The sequence below is a fragment of the Candidatus Poribacteria bacterium genome, from assembly GCA_021295755.1.
Lineage (GTDB): Bacteria > Poribacteria > WGA-4E > WGA-4E > PCPOR2b > PCPOR2b.
The window spans coordinates 2579-17620 of sequence record JAGWBT010000067.1 but is presented as its reverse complement, the minus strand read 5'-3'; the positions used below and the strand labels follow the sequence as shown (position 1 = coordinate 17620).

Here is a 15042-nt window from a genome sequence, read left to right as displayed (position 1 = left end):
TCTTCGTTGAAAACGCCTGTGAACTCTACGCCCATCGACTACAGATGGCGGAGACGGTTGTGGAACGTGCGGCATAGTATATGATAAGCGAGACTGTTGCCAATGACGACATTAACGAAATAGATATTTGCATCCTTGGCGGTTTATACCAGTGTTTTTAAGCGTGAAAACTTTCTGTCACTGATATAAATCGTTCTTTAACTGACGGAGCCAATTCATGCCAAGAGTTCTTCCTAATAATCGACTGATTCGCTTGACGAAGGCCACCAATTCACAGATAGATTATTGGAAAGAGGGCGTATCTCTTGAGAAGGATTCTGGACGAACGATACCCGAGTTGATAAACAAAGCTGCTGCAGATCGATGGTATTTTGCCTATGAACATCGACATAATGCAAATAAATTGCTAAACTCTAAACCTCCTCTCTATCGAAGTGCCATAAGTCGATACTATTATGCGATGTATCACGCAATGCGAGCGTGCGTTTTTGTTTTTCATGGAGGTGATGATCACCAAGAACACGGGAAACTCCCGCTACACATACCGGGCGATTTTCCTCCTGGGCCGAACTGGCAAAATATGTTAAGAATTGCTCGTGTACTTAGAAATCGTGCAGATTATGAACCATATCCAAAGTCGAATATGGCGTGGAAACAAGACGCTTCCGATCTTAAAACAGACGCGGATTTATTCCTGTCCACAGCTCGTGCTTACCTACAAAGCAAGGGATGCATATTATGATACAATTACAACTCCCGATAGATACAGAGACTTTTATTCAAAACCGATTCTCTGCAGTCGGAATTGAAATACAGTTAATTGAAAGGAAGGACTATCCAGGGGAAAGGATTTTCGTTGTACATACCACTGAAGATGACTTCGACAGGGCTGCGAGAGTTGGTAATACCCTTGATCGTGAACTTGCAGCGCAAGGATTTGATGGTTTCGTGGCGGTGCGTAAGGTTGAACGAGAAGTAAAAAGCGTGGTGACTCATATTAAAGATGGAGTTCAGAATCCGAAAATCACAAAACTTGTCCAACTTCTGATAGCTCGATCTCGGACATCGGAAGCACAACCAAGTTTAGATTACGTTTCTGATACAGCTCAAAGTATATTAACGGCTATCACACCTCGGCACCATCTAATTTTTGGCAGGCGAGGTACAGGTAAGACAGCCCTTATGCTCGAAGCAAAACACCGCGTCGAGAGCAAAGGCTATCTGACCTCTTGGATCAACATTCATACACATAGCAGAGAATCTGCTGAGAGAATATTTGTGTGGATCTGTCTAGATGTGTGCGAACAGATGCAAATTTTCTATTCACAAAAAGAAAGCATACCTCGGAGCCTAACCTTAATCTCAAAATTGCGGGATGATACTGATAGCCTGCTTGCAAAACAAGAAATTTCTGCTGATGAGGTAGGTAGGCTCGTACCCTATATGCAAAGAATCATTCGTCGATTCGCTGATACAAATGCAACTCAGTTTTACATCTTCCTAGATGACCTGCACTATTTACCTAGCGCAGAACAACCCAAACTTCTTGATTTAGTCCACAGTGCGGTGCGTGATTCTGATGCGTGGCTTAAAGTCACGGGAATTAGACATCTCACACGCTGGTTTCAAGCAAAGCCTCCCCTCGGTCTGCAAACCGGGCACGACGCGGATCACATTGATTTGGATGTGACATTGGAAAAACCTTCACAAGCCAAGAACTTCCTTGAGGAAGTCTTTTTGAGCTACGCTCAGCACGTTGAAATTTCATCGTTGTCAAGTATCTTATCCTCTAAAGCACTTGATCGACTCGTCCTCGCGTCTGGAGCAGTACCGCGCGACTATCTCACTTTAAGTGCCAACGCAATAAATCAAGCGCGAACAAGAGAAAAGGCTCGAGTCGTTGGTGTCCAAGATGTTGGAAGGTCTGCTAGTCAGATAGCAGAGGTCAAAATATCGGAACTAGAGGAGGACGGTGCTTCAACCGAAGGCATGTCAAATAGAATCAAAGGTCTCGACCAGATTCTAAGATTTTGTAAAGAAAAAAATTGCACTTTTTTCCGTATTGACTTTCGGGACAGAGACGACCATTCTGAAGAATATCGTATAATCAGAGAACTTATGGATGGGAGGCTTATTCATTTGGTTCGTGCAAGCCTGTCTGATATACGGGAGCAGGGACGCAAATATGAAGTATACATGCTAGATCTGAGTCAGTTTTCATCAGAGAGATTTAAGTTGCGGATAAAGACCCTCGACTTTGAGAAAGGGTATATTATTTTTAGGGAGACAGGAACTAAGAAGAAGCCAACGATCGGCGATACTTCAGTACGATTACTGGGTATCTTGCGACGTGGACCATTATTTAAGTTGGAGCAACTTTCTGATGTGATATAATGAAGGGACAGATTTACAATGCAACGCCATGTAGTCGGAAAAGTTGACGATTTGCCCCCCGGTGAGCGGAAAATTGTACAGGTGGGAGGCAAGGGAGGGATCGGTGTGTTCAACGTAGATGGCACGTTTCACGCACTAAGAAACATGTGTCCCCACAAAGGGGGTCCCCTTTGCCAAGGACGACTTCGACCGCACGTCATTTCCGACGAAACCTATCACACCGATTTTGAACGTGAAGGTGAGATTATCAAATGTTCTTGGCATCAATGGGAATTTGATATCAAAACCGGAACGGCACTTTATGATTCACGTATGCGCGTCAAGACCTACCCTGTCACTGTCGACGGGGATGAAATTGTCTTATATCTAGATTAGACCTGTAGGAAATCTATTTACTCCAACTAAGGCACGCACAATAGAAAGGATTACACATGTCTGAGAAAATACAAAAAACAGATGCTGAATGGCAGCAGCAACTAACCCCAGAGCAGTATTATGTGACTCGGCAAAAAGGCACGGAACACGCCTTCACCGGTAAATATAATAACGCTAAAGGGAACGGGGTGTACCGATGTGTCTGCTGTGGCGCTGACCTATTCAGTTCAGAAACCAAGTTTGATTCTGGCACAGGTTGGCCCAGCTTTTGGGCACCGATTTCCGAGGATAGCATTGAAACGGAAACCGATCCCAGTTATGGTATGATCAGGACGGAGGCTATGTGCGATCGATGCGATGCACACCTTGGTCATATTTTTAACGATGGTCCTCCACCCACAGGACTCCGTTACTGCATGAATTCCGCTGCGCTTGACTTCGTTGAAAAAGAGGAAGAGTAGGATAAAAGAGAGGCTTGGCGGAGGAAATTTTCTTGTCCCCTCGTCTTTACCCTCACAATTTTGTAAACTTAGGCAAGCCATTTTCCGTTTGGAGCGGTTATAAATGTTAAAGTTCTATCACTCCCTTGGAACATGATGTAAGGAGATTTCAAATATGAAGCGAGTAGATATGTTATCTACAGTTGTTCTACTACTATTTATGACAATTGCTATTGCCCGTCCTGTATCAGCGGGACCTGGGACAACTGCTGCTCCAATCCTCAAGCTCGGTGGTGGCACGCGGGCTGCTGCATTAGGCGATGCATTTTCCGCAATTAATAACGATGTTACAGCCGCTTTATGGAATCCGAGCGGTCTTGGCATCATGGAAAGGAAACAAGCTGCGATTTCGTATGTGGATCGCGCTCAACTTTTCGGAGAGGCAGGAGAGGGGTTGTACTATGCTTTCTTCGCCGGCGCTTTGCCGCTCGGCGAGGCAGGAACACTCGGTACTATGCTTCAGCTCGAAGGACAGGGGACGATCGATGTAACAATCGATTCCCCGGAGCCGATACGGACCGAAAACCTGGGAACAAACTGGGTGTGGACAGTCTCTTATGCGGATAAATTGGCAGAGAGACTGTTAGGAGGAATCAGCGGCAAAGTTATCTCCCTAAAACTGGGAGAAGTTGGCGCACGGGCGTACGCCGTAGATCTCGGCTTGCAATACGACCTACCCTTAACACAGATTCCCATTCAAGTCGGTGCAGCTGTACAGAACTGGGGAACACGGATACATTTCATAGATGAAAATCAGAGTGACCCACTTCCGCGCATCTTTAGATTTGGAACGGCGGTATCGTTCTATAATCAGGGCAACCACCACATAAGGTTGATTGGCGATCTGACTGCATCTATCGATCAGTTGAGAAAGGATGAGGACGAATTAAAGATGGAGCTGGCTCGACAAATAAGTAATGAACAGGGACCAACGGAGGAACAGGAACAGGAACCTGAATTCACATCTGAAGAACTTGCAAGCGCGCGCTCGGAACGAGGAATTGGCGTGTACGCTTTGGAATGGAGGCACCTGCAGAAAAGTATTGGACTCGAATATTGGCTGGGAAGTTTCTTGGCGCTCCGTGTTGGCTACAAGGAAGAACCCGGTATCGATCTACTTAACTTCACTGACCATTTGACCTACGGCTTAGGGGTTCGGCTGCTCAACTATCAACTTGATTTTGCACAACTTCCCGGCGGCGGTCCAGAGCAGCAGCGTCTAAATGTCTTCGCTCTCATCCTACAATTCTAAGCGTTCCCGAAGTTACCGCTTCAGGTTGGGTCCGATAAAACCTGTAACCAACTACAAAGGAAAAAGAATGAAACATATATGCCGGATCTTGTTCGTGGTGCTTCTAGGTATTGAGATTTCCGCACAGATGGGAATTGCGTCACAGGGATCTACCGCTGAATACTCCTCCCAAGTTTTACCTCTCTTGGAAAAATCGCTACAAACTTCTCGGAGCACATCTTTTCGACTAACCTCTATGGTGGGCACGCAAATACTGCTGACCGATCAAAGTGAAAGTCCAGCTATCGAGAAACATCAGGGACCGCTGAATCTGGAACCGCCAAAATCTCCAACTAAAGCCTTCCTGTACTCGGCACTTGCCCCCGGTTCAGGTCAACTTTACATCGGTGCAAAGCGTGGCTATCTCCAGATTGCGGCGGAGGTGGGGTTGCTTGCCGCCTATTTCGTTACACACAGCAACGCGCAAACCCTTCGGGAGGATTATAGAGACTCGGTGAGAGATAACATTGTTTTTGAAGGACCTACAAGAATCGATTACTGGGACCCTATCGAAGACTTTGAGCATGCAACACAATATGAAAACTGGAATCATCCGTATGATTCGGAAGCTACGCGAGCACGCACAGGAAAATGGTATTGGAAACGAGATGGGGAGGCGTTCAAGGACCGCCCTGCAAAGGAAGTACCTGCCTCCGAAGCACGTTTAGAAGCCTTTGAAATGCGGATGGATGCCAATGACAAATTCCAGTTAGCAAAGACTTTTCTGGGAATTGCACTTCTAAATCACGTTGTCAGTGCAATCGACGCCCGCATTGCTGCGAAAAGCTATAATAAAAAGCACAGTTCCTTGGGATTGGACCTGCAAACAAGTTTTTCTCTCCAGAACGTCCAGAGCCAGTTGGTACTGCAGAAACGATTTTGAGAGATATTTTCTCAGAAGTTGCCTCAGAAGAATAGGTTAGTGCAACTTACTCTGCTGCTTTTTGATAGAGTGCCACTGCCCCGAATTCGTAGCTAGCAGCAGTATCCGGAAGTTCCTCCAGATAGACTGTAAACCGCACTGGCAACCCGTTTTTTGGCATCTTTTCTTTCCAATAAGTCGCGTAAGCCTGTGCATAGGCTTGGCGGATACGCTCCTTTTCCGCTGCGTAACCCTCCGGCTCGACCAACGGATGGGGTTCTTTAGGTGCCGCGCCAAAGGAATGAACCTCCAAGAAATCCAGTTCCGCTAAAGAATCGCAAATCCCCGCCTCACGCACGTACATTTCCCACGTGTCAAAAATACGCGGTATTTCCTTTGCCGGATCCATACGCGCCACGTTGTCTAACTCTAATTCGTTGGTCGCCGCAAGTGCACCGGTCATGCCAACAAAGCGGATTTTCAGGTCACCATTATCAAGCGTTTCAACAACCAAATCCGAAAAAACGTCGTTGGTTTTCTTACGGTAGTAGGTCACGCGTCCTCTTTGTTTAACTTCCCAGTCCATTTTCTCCTCCAATTTTTCTTTCTCTAAAAAAACTTCGGCTTACTCCCCTGCTGCAGCTTGTTGGGATGCCGCCTCCAGACGTAACCCCCTCGGGATAATCAGGCGGTCTAGACCGTCAAAGCATACCTGAACCAAAATCGCCAGCAATGCCGCCGGGATAGCTCCCTGCAAGATAACCTTGGCATCGTTAAGCGCAAGCCCGCTGATGATCGGTTCGCCGAGCCCGCCTGCTCCGATAAGTGCAGCGAGCGTAGCCGTTCCAACATTGATTATGACACTTGTTTTGATACCCGCAAGAATCGTCCGCGATGCCATCGGTAAGTACAGTTTCGTGAGTTGGGCAGTAGGCTCGAGACCCAACGCAGCCGCAGATTCCCTCAACGGTGTCGGAATGTTCTGAAGCCCAGTGGCAGTGTTCCTAACGATTGGCAAAAGACTGTAGAGAAAAAGTGCGACAATCGCTGTCGTTGGACTTATGCCGAGCATCGGCACCGGCACAAGCAGCGCGAGCAGTGCTAGTGATGGTATGGTTTGCATGACCCCCGGTACCCCAATAATGACTTGGCCAAGTATTCCGGGGCGGCTAGCACGTATACCGAGCGGAATACTGACCACAATCGCAATCACCATTGAAATACCAACGAGCATCAAATGTCGCCCTATCCACCGTGCCAGTTTGGACACAAAGGACTCAGAGGTGACTTCTACCGCTCTGTGCTCTACTCCGCTGAAGTAGAGTGAGGCGGCGGCTGTGAAGTTGTTTGTACGTTCGGCTTCGGCGTTCAATCGCGTCATCAACTCTTCATCAATGGCACCTTCAACTGTGCGAATCGCGTCGATAGCTGCTGGGTCGGTGTCCAACCGGTAAAGGAAGACGGCGTTGTACTTTGGGAAGAAATGCAGATCATCCTCCAGCACGGTCAAATCGTATTCAACGAGTTTGGCATCGGTGGAGTAGGCATCCATGAGATCAATCTCACCGCTGTTCAGAGCGACGTACGCTAGGGCGTGTTCCATCCCGCGTGGTCTAAGCTGCAAGCCGTAACGCTGACTCAACGGTGTCCAACCGTCCGCGCGTTCCAAAAACTCATGCGTAAATCCCACCTTGAGATTTGGGTGGTCCTGCAGGTCTGAAATTTTATGTATGTTCAGAGAATCGCTATGTGCTCGGCGCATGGCAAACGCGTAGGTGTTGTTGAAGCCCAATTCACCTGTCATGCCGATGCCGTGTTCAGCGAGTGCACTCCGCATCTGCTCGGATGTTAAGGGAGTTGCCGATTTCAGAATCGTCTCTTGGATTGTACCGGTGTAGTCGGGATACATGGCGATGTCACCGCTTTTCAGTGCCTCCCACACGATAATCGTGCCGCCCATCCCCTGCTTAAATTCCACATGATAACCCACATCTTCCAGCAATTTCTTTGCTATCTCGCCCAAGACATAAGACTCCGTAAATCGCTTGGAGCCAACATCAATTGTTTGGGCATCAGTAGAAGGCAGAGTATAGGTCAACAGAAGCACAGAGAGTGTGCAAAACGTGATGCCTGAAACGTGATGCCTGAAACGAGGAATACTTTGCCGCTTCCTAGTTGGTTCTTGTTGTCTTTTCATCTTTTTTACACCCTACCTTACAGTTGGACTAGACTCCGTTGTGCGGTGATGAATTCCGAGACGAAATCGTCAGCCGGTCGCTCTCGGAGGTCATCAAGCGTTCCCTGTTGGAGGATGCGCCCCTCACGCATGAGGACGATGCTATCTCCGATATAACCGGCTTCTGCCATATCATGGGTGACGAGGATGACGGTTTTACCGAGACTGCTGAAAATCTCTTTCAACTCTGTTTGCAGGGAGGCACGCACCATCGGGTCTAACGCTCCAAGCGGCTCATCAAGCAGCAGAACGTCGGGGTCCAGAGCAAGTGCCCGCATCAAACTGACGCGCTGACGCTGCCCGCCCGAAAGTTCAACGGCATAACGAGCAAGTCCTTCCTGCGGAAAACGCGTCAATTCACACAGTTCATCCAACTTCGTCTGAATTGCGTCTGCTGGAACGGTGGGTTGGAGATGCCGTGCCATGAGGGTCACATTTTGAGCAGCGGTCAGATGCGGAAATAGTCCCCCATCCTGAATCACGTAACCCATCCGACGCCGTAACGCAAGGATATTATTCTGTGAAACTGGCTTCCCTTCAAATTCGATTTCCCCGGAGGTTGGCGTTAACAAGCCTATAATTAGCCGTAGAATAGTGGATTTGCCACAACCGCTCGGACCGATTAACACCGTTGTTTGCCCCGCTGCGACCTGCAGGTTGGTCGAATGGAGAGCGACAACATCGCCAAAACGCATCTCGACCTCCCGCAGTGCAATTTTGCTTTCGTTCATACGCTTATCCTCCTCCGGTTTTGCGAAACAGCCCCACCGCAAACCACCCACGCTCATCAAGCCAATACTCCTGCATCTTCAGCCCCACTTCGTCACAAAGAGAACCAAACCCTTTAAGCGTATACTTGTAGCTGTTTTCCGTATGGATATACTCACCCTCTTCAAAATCGAACCTTTGCCCAAGACCGTCCACGTAAACCTGCTGAACACACCGACTTATCAGGCGCATTTCGATACGGGAATGTTCCTCAACAAACGGCGCGTAATGATCGAACAGATCGAGCTTGAAGTCTCCGCCCAATTCGCCGTTAATTCGCACCAACAGGTTTTTGTTGAACTCAGCCGTTACCCCTGCCTTATCGTTGTAAGCGTCGAAAAGCACTTGATGGTCTTTCACCAGATCAAATCCTATCAGCAGGCGGTCAGCCTCACACATTTGACAGCGAATCCGTCCGATGAAGTCAATCGCTGCCTCCGGCTCAAAGTTTCCGATGTTGCTACCGAGGAATAGAAAAAGACGGGATTGGCCGTCCTCTTTGGGTAAAAGCCGGAGCGCATCACTGTGCTCCGCAGCAATCGCTGTAATCGATAACGATTCGTACTCATTTTTGAGGGCAATCGACGATTCGATCAGAAAGTCTGTGGAAATATCGGTCGGTATGTAGTGGAGGTGGGGTTGATCTGCAAGAATTGCGTTAATAAGAACCCGTGTTTTGGCAGAACTCCCACTGCCAAGTTCCACGAGTTCCACTTCGCCGGTGATTGTTTTGATGATGTCCCGCGCGCCGTCTGTTAGGATTTTGTGCTCGGTTCGTGTTGGATAGTATTCGGGGAGTTTGCAGATCTGCTCGAAAAGCTGAGAACCGGGGGTGTCGTAAAAGAAGAGGGGCGGAATACTTTTTGGAGTCTTTTGAAATCCATCTGCAACCGCGTCTTTTAACGATTGCTGCAGATGGTGTTGGGGTGCCGTAATTAGGTTGACACCGTCTGGTAGCCCTTGTATTATCATCAGTTCGCCATAAGATGAAGTGATGAGCGCTGAGCTGTACCTGCATTTCAGGTCTTACTTAGCACCCATCAAATCTGATTGTTAGCTCAACTTGCACAGGTCCGGAACCCCGCCAATACATCTCGCCGATCTGGCGTATAGAAGTTACGCCACGTATTTCGGAGGAGACGTGAACGGGTCGTCCAGCAGCCGCCGCGCAATACCTTGCGGGTTTCAAACCAGGGTTCCGAATATTCCTTGTATGGGTCAATTTCAAAGCCCGGATAAGGGCGAAAAGGAGTGCTAGTCCACTCCCAGACATTACCAATCATCTGTCGACAGCCGAAGGCACTATCGCTTTTTGGGCACGCTCCCACATCAACGCAACCCATTGCATCCCAGTCGAGGTTGGCATGTTCTGGTGTTGGGGGTTCATTGCCCCAAGGGAAGCAACGTTTCTGTGAAGATAATCCGTCTCCTGCTGGGTTCGGTTCGGCAGCAGCCGCTGTCTCCCACTCGGTTTCGGTTGGAAGTCTGCGCTTCGCCCAACTGCAGTAGGCTTCAGCCTCATAATAATTGACATGAATGATTGGGAGATGTGGCTCAAGCGGCACCCATTTATCGAAATGCCGACGCAGCCAACCGTTATGTGATTTTTGCCAATAGACGGGCTCCGTTGCGTTTACAGACTCTCGCCACTCCCAGCCCTCTGCACTCCACAACTCCTTGCGAAGATAACCGTTATCCTCGGTAAACGTTGCGAACTCGGATTGAGTCACTGCGGCACGCGCAATAGCGAACGGCTCTATTTCGACCGGGTGTGCCCACTTCTCGTTGTCAAACACGAAGGGTTCGTCAGGTGTAGCACCCAACATCAACGTACCACCAGGGATCTGGGCATCACCCGGCAATGGACCGCCTCCGACATCGCGATGACCTTCAGGCACAGCAGAAAAGCGTGGCGGTGGGTATTCCAAAGTTTGTCGTGTATACGTGAACGCCTCATTGTGCATGTCTTCATGGTAAGTGGTATAGCGCACAAAATACGCAAATTCTTCACTCGGTTCCCCACGCTGAAGCTTGTCCAGAATCTGGTCCCGTACTTCTCGCATATACGCTAACGTTCCTTCACGAGAGGGCAACGGCAGGTCCCACCGTGTTTGATGAGGGATCGCAATCGAATCCCAAAGCGCGTCGGCATCATCACGGATCGGCTTCTCTTTGCATGTATCTCGCAGTACCCACTTCTCTTGGAACCATGCGACATGCCCAATCTCCCACAACAGCGGATTAACGATTGAAAGATATGGGCTCATTATCTGTTCATCGGTGAGATCTGCAACGATATCGAAGGTGCGCTGACGGGCGTCAATGACCCAGTCAGCGAGTGTTTTGGGGGTCATAGTTTTCCAACTTAACCTAGCATATTGCGGTGGGGCAAGTTGCTTTGAATCCCGATTTATCGGGGATGCCCCACCTACGGATTTCTATCATATCAAGTGTACGTTTTGTGGAATCGGTGGTTTACTTACCGTTGCCGCTAATTGCATCGACAACCCGCTCTGGCGTCATCGGTAGCTCCGTTATCCGGACACCAACGGCATCGGCGACGGCATTCGCCATCGTTGCCAAAGTGGGCGTAATCGGCGGCTCACCGACACCTTTCGCACCAAACGGTCCCTTGGGTGCTTCTACCTCAACGATGATTGATTCCACAGTAGGGAGGTCTGCGGTGGTCGGCACACGGTAATCGACGAAGCCCGGATTCACGCTGCCGTTCTCGTCATACTGCATCTCCTCCATGGTTGCCCAAGCGTAGCCTTGTACCGTGCCACCCTCGATCTGTCCCTCAACTGCCATCGGATTGATAGCAAAACCGACATCCTGTGAAGACGCCATCTTCAGCACCTTGATTCTGCCCGTCTCCGTATCGACCTCTACTTTAGCAATTTGTGCGGCAAGGGCAGGTGCTGTCGGTTGTCGTGCGAACGAACCTTTGCCAACGATGGGACCACCTGTTGTTGAGAGGCTATATGCAGCCAACTCGCCGAATCCAATCGATTTCGGTGGATCACCGACAACTGTGGTCACCTGTCCCCCATCCAGCTTGAGGTTATCAACCTCCGTATTCAACCGTTCAGCAGCAAGTTCAAGGATACGTTTGCGCGTATCCTCAGCCGCAATCTTGGCCGTGTTCCCCATCGTGAAGGTGACAACGCTACCGCCGGAACCTGTTGCATAAGGTGCCGAATCAGTATCACCACGGGTGATTGCAACCTGCTCGTAGGGGAGGGTCAACACTTCGGCAACGATCTGGGTAATCGCAGTATCAGTACCGCTGATATCCATCGAGCCGTGGAAGATTCGTGCACTTCCATCTTCGTGGATAGAGACAAACATCCCGCCCGGCCCACAACCATTTGTCCAGTCACCTATCGCAACGCCCCAACCCTGATTGGGACCTGTGGTTCGATTCCGCCAGTCAACGGCATCAGCGACCGCCTGCAAGGTTTCCTTGTAACCGACCTTTGGCTCACTAGCTCCACCACGTTGACCACCACCGGGGATGGGATCGCCCTCTTCACGCATGTTCTTGAGGCGAAATTCAACAGGATCCATGCCGAGTTTGCACGCAATGTCATCAAGTTGCGATTCGCCAGCGAAGGCAGCTTGCGGTGTCCCCGGTGCGCGATAAGCGGCAGTGCCTGATTTATTTGTGTAAACGCCATACGCGTCAACCTTTAGGTGCGGAATTTTATAGACACCCCGTACTCGAAGGGTACTGCCGATCGATGCACCCGACACGGAACCGGAATCCCAAAAGGCAAGCGCTTGACGGGCTAGGATTGTACCGTCGTTCTTGACACCTGTTTTTAGTGTGATTACGCACCCCGGTGCCGGCCGCCCATCGGTAAACTCCTCTTCACGGCTCATTTGAATCTTCACCGGACGACCTGTCTTCTGAGAGAGTAGAACCGCAGGAACGTGCGTGAGTGCGACGCCAAAACGTCCACCGAACCCGCCGCCCATTGTGGTCGCGATAACGTTCACCTGATTCAGCGGAATACCGAGCGTGCCCGCGATGCCGGATCGGATAGCGAAAGGACCTTGCGTGCTTGCCCACACGGTGACCTTGCCGGTAGAATCAACATCTGCAACGGAAACGTGTGGCTCCATGTAGGTTTGATGAACCCGTGGAATGACATACGTATCTTCCACAACCAGATCCGATTCAGCAAAGCCTTGTTCTACATCGCCAACTGCTGTGTGCGTTTCAGCGGAGACATTGTAGTAAACCTCATCTTCGATGGCTTCTAACTGTGCGTTTAACTCAGCAATCTCTGCACTGTGATCCTGAGAGTCATCTCGCTCAAGTCTTCGCAACTCAGTTCTAATCGCTCGACGGGCAGGGCTATCTTTCGTATCATCGCTGTGTAGACGTGGTGCGTCCGGCTTAATCGACTCGGTCACATCTTGAACAACAGGTAACACTTCGTAGCTGACCTGAATCAAGTCGGCAGCTTCCTCCGCAATGTCTGGATCGATTGCCGCAACGGCTGCAATCGGTTCGCCGAGATAGAGGACTTTGGCAGAAGCAAAGACCCGTCGTCCACTTTCGACGTCGTCTTGGGTGATGATAGCGCGTACACCGGGCAACTTTTCCGCTTCACTGGTGTCGATGCTAACAATCTTTGCATGTGGGTGTTTGCTACGAACAAATTTGCCGTAGAGCATACCGGGCAGATGCACATCAGCCCCGTATTGCGCTGCACCCGTTACCTTTTCAAGGGCATCGACTCTGGGGAGTCTTTTGCCAAGAACCGCATATTCTGACATGATTATACTCCTTTCTCTTGGTTCATCGGTTTATTGGTTCGTTAGTTCATTGGTTCATTACTATACACGCATCCTCCTGCTGAGGTATTGTAGACCGGCAAGATACCCAATCTACGGGTATAGGGATCAATTTTATCGCGCTGCACATAACTAAGCAACTTGCGTTATTATAACGCATTGTATGGTCCGAGGAAACGCTCACCGTCAAAATGGATTAGATGTGATGGGGCATCAGCTACCCACACTTCTGTTTCCCACGCAATTTCGCCGAGATACCTTCCCATGATGGCGCGGTTTGGGAAGGCACTCACATAAACCAACTGAGGTTTTGATTCGGCAAAAAGATTGCTGAGTTCGTCATGCCGCTCGCCATCAACGGGACCGTGACTGGTAACTGACTCGATCAAGAGCAGCCAATTCTTCTCGGTATAATACAGCACGACATCAGGCATCTTGCCGTGTGAATCCACACGGACACCTAATTTAGCTAGCAGGTCTTCATCAAAGTACCCCCACTTGTCTTCAGTGTCGCCAACATAAACCAGCACACTACCCGGTGCGAAACGTGGAGCGAAGTTTTCAATGATGTCTCGAATCAGTTCGCTATGCTCACTGGGGCTAAGAGTGATTTTCTTCCCCGGTGAAATCTCAACCGGAACACGATTCTGCTCCCGTTCCCTAGCATAGCGAGTTACCAGAGTTTCACGCTCAACCAGATAGGTTGCCAAAGCGTCATGCCATGCGGGTGTGTTGAAGATGCGTAGCAGAGCCAGTGCAGTGGGTCCAATTTGATAGACAGTCTTTGGACTATTTACCGGGCGATCTGGCCTATCCGGGTTATAAAGTGCAATCCCGGCATCGCGGAATTGATGCATCGTTTGACGGCGAATTGTTTCGCGGGTATTTGGTGCATATTCCTTGTCGTAGTGCTCTCGTACCCAATCTATGATTGGTGTGATACCCATAAGTGGGTTTTCAGTATCAGTCCAGGTTTTACGCGGCGTGAGGTTCAGTAACGCTAGCAAACAGAGAGCAGAACGCTCATTTTGTTGTGCCCGTGGTAGCCCCAGCGAAACGATGATCTGATGAGCAGCTTCGATGTAATCGTCCTTGTTGTTCATCAGGCTAAAGTCTCTAGCTTGGTGTCAATCATGGTCTGCGTGAGTTGCCCTTGTGCCATTGCCCATTTACCAATTTCAATTAGAGTATCACGGCTCGGATACTTCATAAGTTTTAGGTCGGTAGCATTGACCTGTGTGTGGCCGCCGAAGCATCGGTAATATTCATCAATGGCGGTTGAATTGAGAAACACAGCCAACCCACGTGCCAGTACCTGTGGCAAACCTTCTTTGTTTGCATGGAAAAAATTTAAGTGGTTCTCAATGCCCAGCATGGGTGCGTTATCGAGTGCGCTAGGATCAACCACGCTCGCCGCGATTCGGCGTTTTTCCTCCTTGGCTGTGAAGCGCCGTACTATACAATAAAAGCCTCTCGGACATAGCCATTTTTCGGTATCACTGTTGCGTAGAATAGCGTTTGACTTTTTCTTATCAATAACCGGCCATTTGGTGGCAATATCGTTAAAATGGCATGGATAGAGCAAAGGCACGGTGCCCACCTCCGGCATGTCGCGCAAGTGCTCTTTGAGCCGGAAATCGACTACTGGCCCTGTCGAAACACTGATCCTAAGATCTTCGAGCGTGTAGCGAATTATTGGAGCTAGTTCGATATTGCTTTCGGGCGATAATGGTATACGGATAAATCGCTCCGAGTCATCCGGAAAAACAACTTGATTGAACGAGTATTCATGGGTAGTGAGGTCGGTGAA

Annotated in this window: 13 protein-coding genes and 1 pseudogene (1 of these 14 running past the window's edge); 6 read left to right on the top strand and 8 right to left on the bottom strand. The window is 49.4% G+C overall.

Annotated elements, in window-relative coordinates:
- The first annotated feature begins 217 nt into the window (after window positions 1-217).
- The 6 genes from J4G02_11260 (at window position 218) to J4G02_11235 (ending at window position 5443) form a co-directional block, all read left to right on the top strand.
- Entirely contained in the window at window positions 218-742 is a 525-nt protein-coding gene (locus tag J4G02_11260) for a HEPN domain-containing protein (protein ID MCE2395154.1), read from the top strand.
- A complete protein-coding gene (locus J4G02_11255; GenBank protein MCE2395153.1) occupies window positions 739-2394 on the top strand; it encodes an ATP-binding protein in 1656 nt (551 codons plus the stop codon). Before J4G02_11260 ends, J4G02_11255 begins: the two co-directional genes overlap by 4 nt.
- Before the next feature lie 18 nt (window positions 2395-2412).
- Window positions 2413-2769, top strand: coding sequence for a Rieske (2Fe-2S) protein (locus J4G02_11250; GenBank protein ID MCE2395152.1), 357 nt, complete (start codon window positions 2413-2415; stop codon window positions 2767-2769).
- 56 nt (window positions 2770-2825) lie between these two features.
- Window positions 2826-3230, top strand: a complete 405-nt coding sequence (gene msrB / locus J4G02_11245; protein MCE2395151.1) for a peptide-methionine (R)-S-oxide reductase MsrB — start codon at window positions 2826-2828, stop codon at window positions 3228-3230.
- Between the two features lie 154 nt (window positions 3231-3384).
- On the top strand, window positions 3385-4521 hold the full coding sequence (locus tag J4G02_11240) for a PorV/PorQ family protein (protein ID MCE2395150.1): 1137 nt from the start codon (window positions 3385-3387) through the stop codon (window positions 4519-4521).
- 67 nt (window positions 4522-4588) lie between these two features.
- Complete coding sequence (locus J4G02_11235; protein MCE2395149.1) at window positions 4589-5443, top strand: hypothetical protein; 855 nt, start codon at window positions 4589-4591, stop codon at window positions 5441-5443.
- Between the two features lie 46 nt (window positions 5444-5489).
- Here J4G02_11235 and J4G02_11230 read toward each other — a convergent pair whose 3' ends face one another.
- The 8 genes and pseudogenes from J4G02_11230 to J4G02_11195 form a co-directional block, all read right to left on the bottom strand.
- A complete protein-coding gene (locus tag J4G02_11230) occupies window positions 5490-6008 on the bottom strand; it encodes a hypothetical protein (protein ID MCE2395148.1) in 519 nt (172 codons plus the stop codon).
- Window positions 6009-6047: 39 nt separating this feature from the next.
- On the bottom strand, window positions 6048-7619 hold the full coding sequence (locus tag J4G02_11225) for an ABC transporter permease subunit (protein ID MCE2395147.1): 1572 nt from the start codon (window positions 7617-7619) through the stop codon (window positions 6048-6050).
- 17 nt (window positions 7620-7636) lie between these two features.
- Entirely contained in the window at window positions 7637-8389 is a 753-nt protein-coding gene (locus J4G02_11220; protein MCE2395146.1) for an ATP-binding cassette domain-containing protein, read from the bottom strand.
- 4 nt (window positions 8390-8393) lie between these two features.
- Window positions 8394-9398 carry an L-histidine N(alpha)-methyltransferase gene (egtD, locus tag J4G02_11215; GenBank protein ID MCE2395145.1) on the bottom strand — a complete coding sequence of 335 codons (1005 nt, stop codon included), beginning with the start codon at window positions 9396-9398 and terminating at the stop codon, window positions 8394-8396.
- Window positions 9399-9484: 86 nt separating this feature from the next.
- On the bottom strand, window positions 9485-10780 hold the full coding sequence (locus J4G02_11210; protein MCE2395144.1) for an SUMF1/EgtB/PvdO family nonheme iron enzyme: 1296 nt from the start codon (window positions 10778-10780) through the stop codon (window positions 9485-9487).
- 121 nt (window positions 10781-10901) lie between these two features.
- Window positions 10902-13214 carry a xanthine dehydrogenase family protein molybdopterin-binding subunit gene (locus J4G02_11205; GenBank protein MCE2395143.1) on the bottom strand — a complete coding sequence of 771 codons (2313 nt, stop codon included), beginning with the start codon at window positions 13212-13214 and terminating at the stop codon, window positions 10902-10904.
- Window positions 13215-13381: 167 nt separating this feature from the next.
- Window positions 13382-14335 (bottom strand): restriction endonuclease, encoded by a 954-nt coding sequence (locus J4G02_11200; GenBank protein MCE2395142.1) that lies wholly within the window; start codon window positions 14333-14335, stop codon window positions 13382-13384.
- Window positions 14335-15042: pseudogene (locus tag J4G02_11195) on the bottom strand (Eco57I restriction-modification methylase domain-containing protein) (it continues 740 nt past the right edge of the window). Before J4G02_11195 ends, J4G02_11200 begins: the two are co-directional and overlap by 1 nt.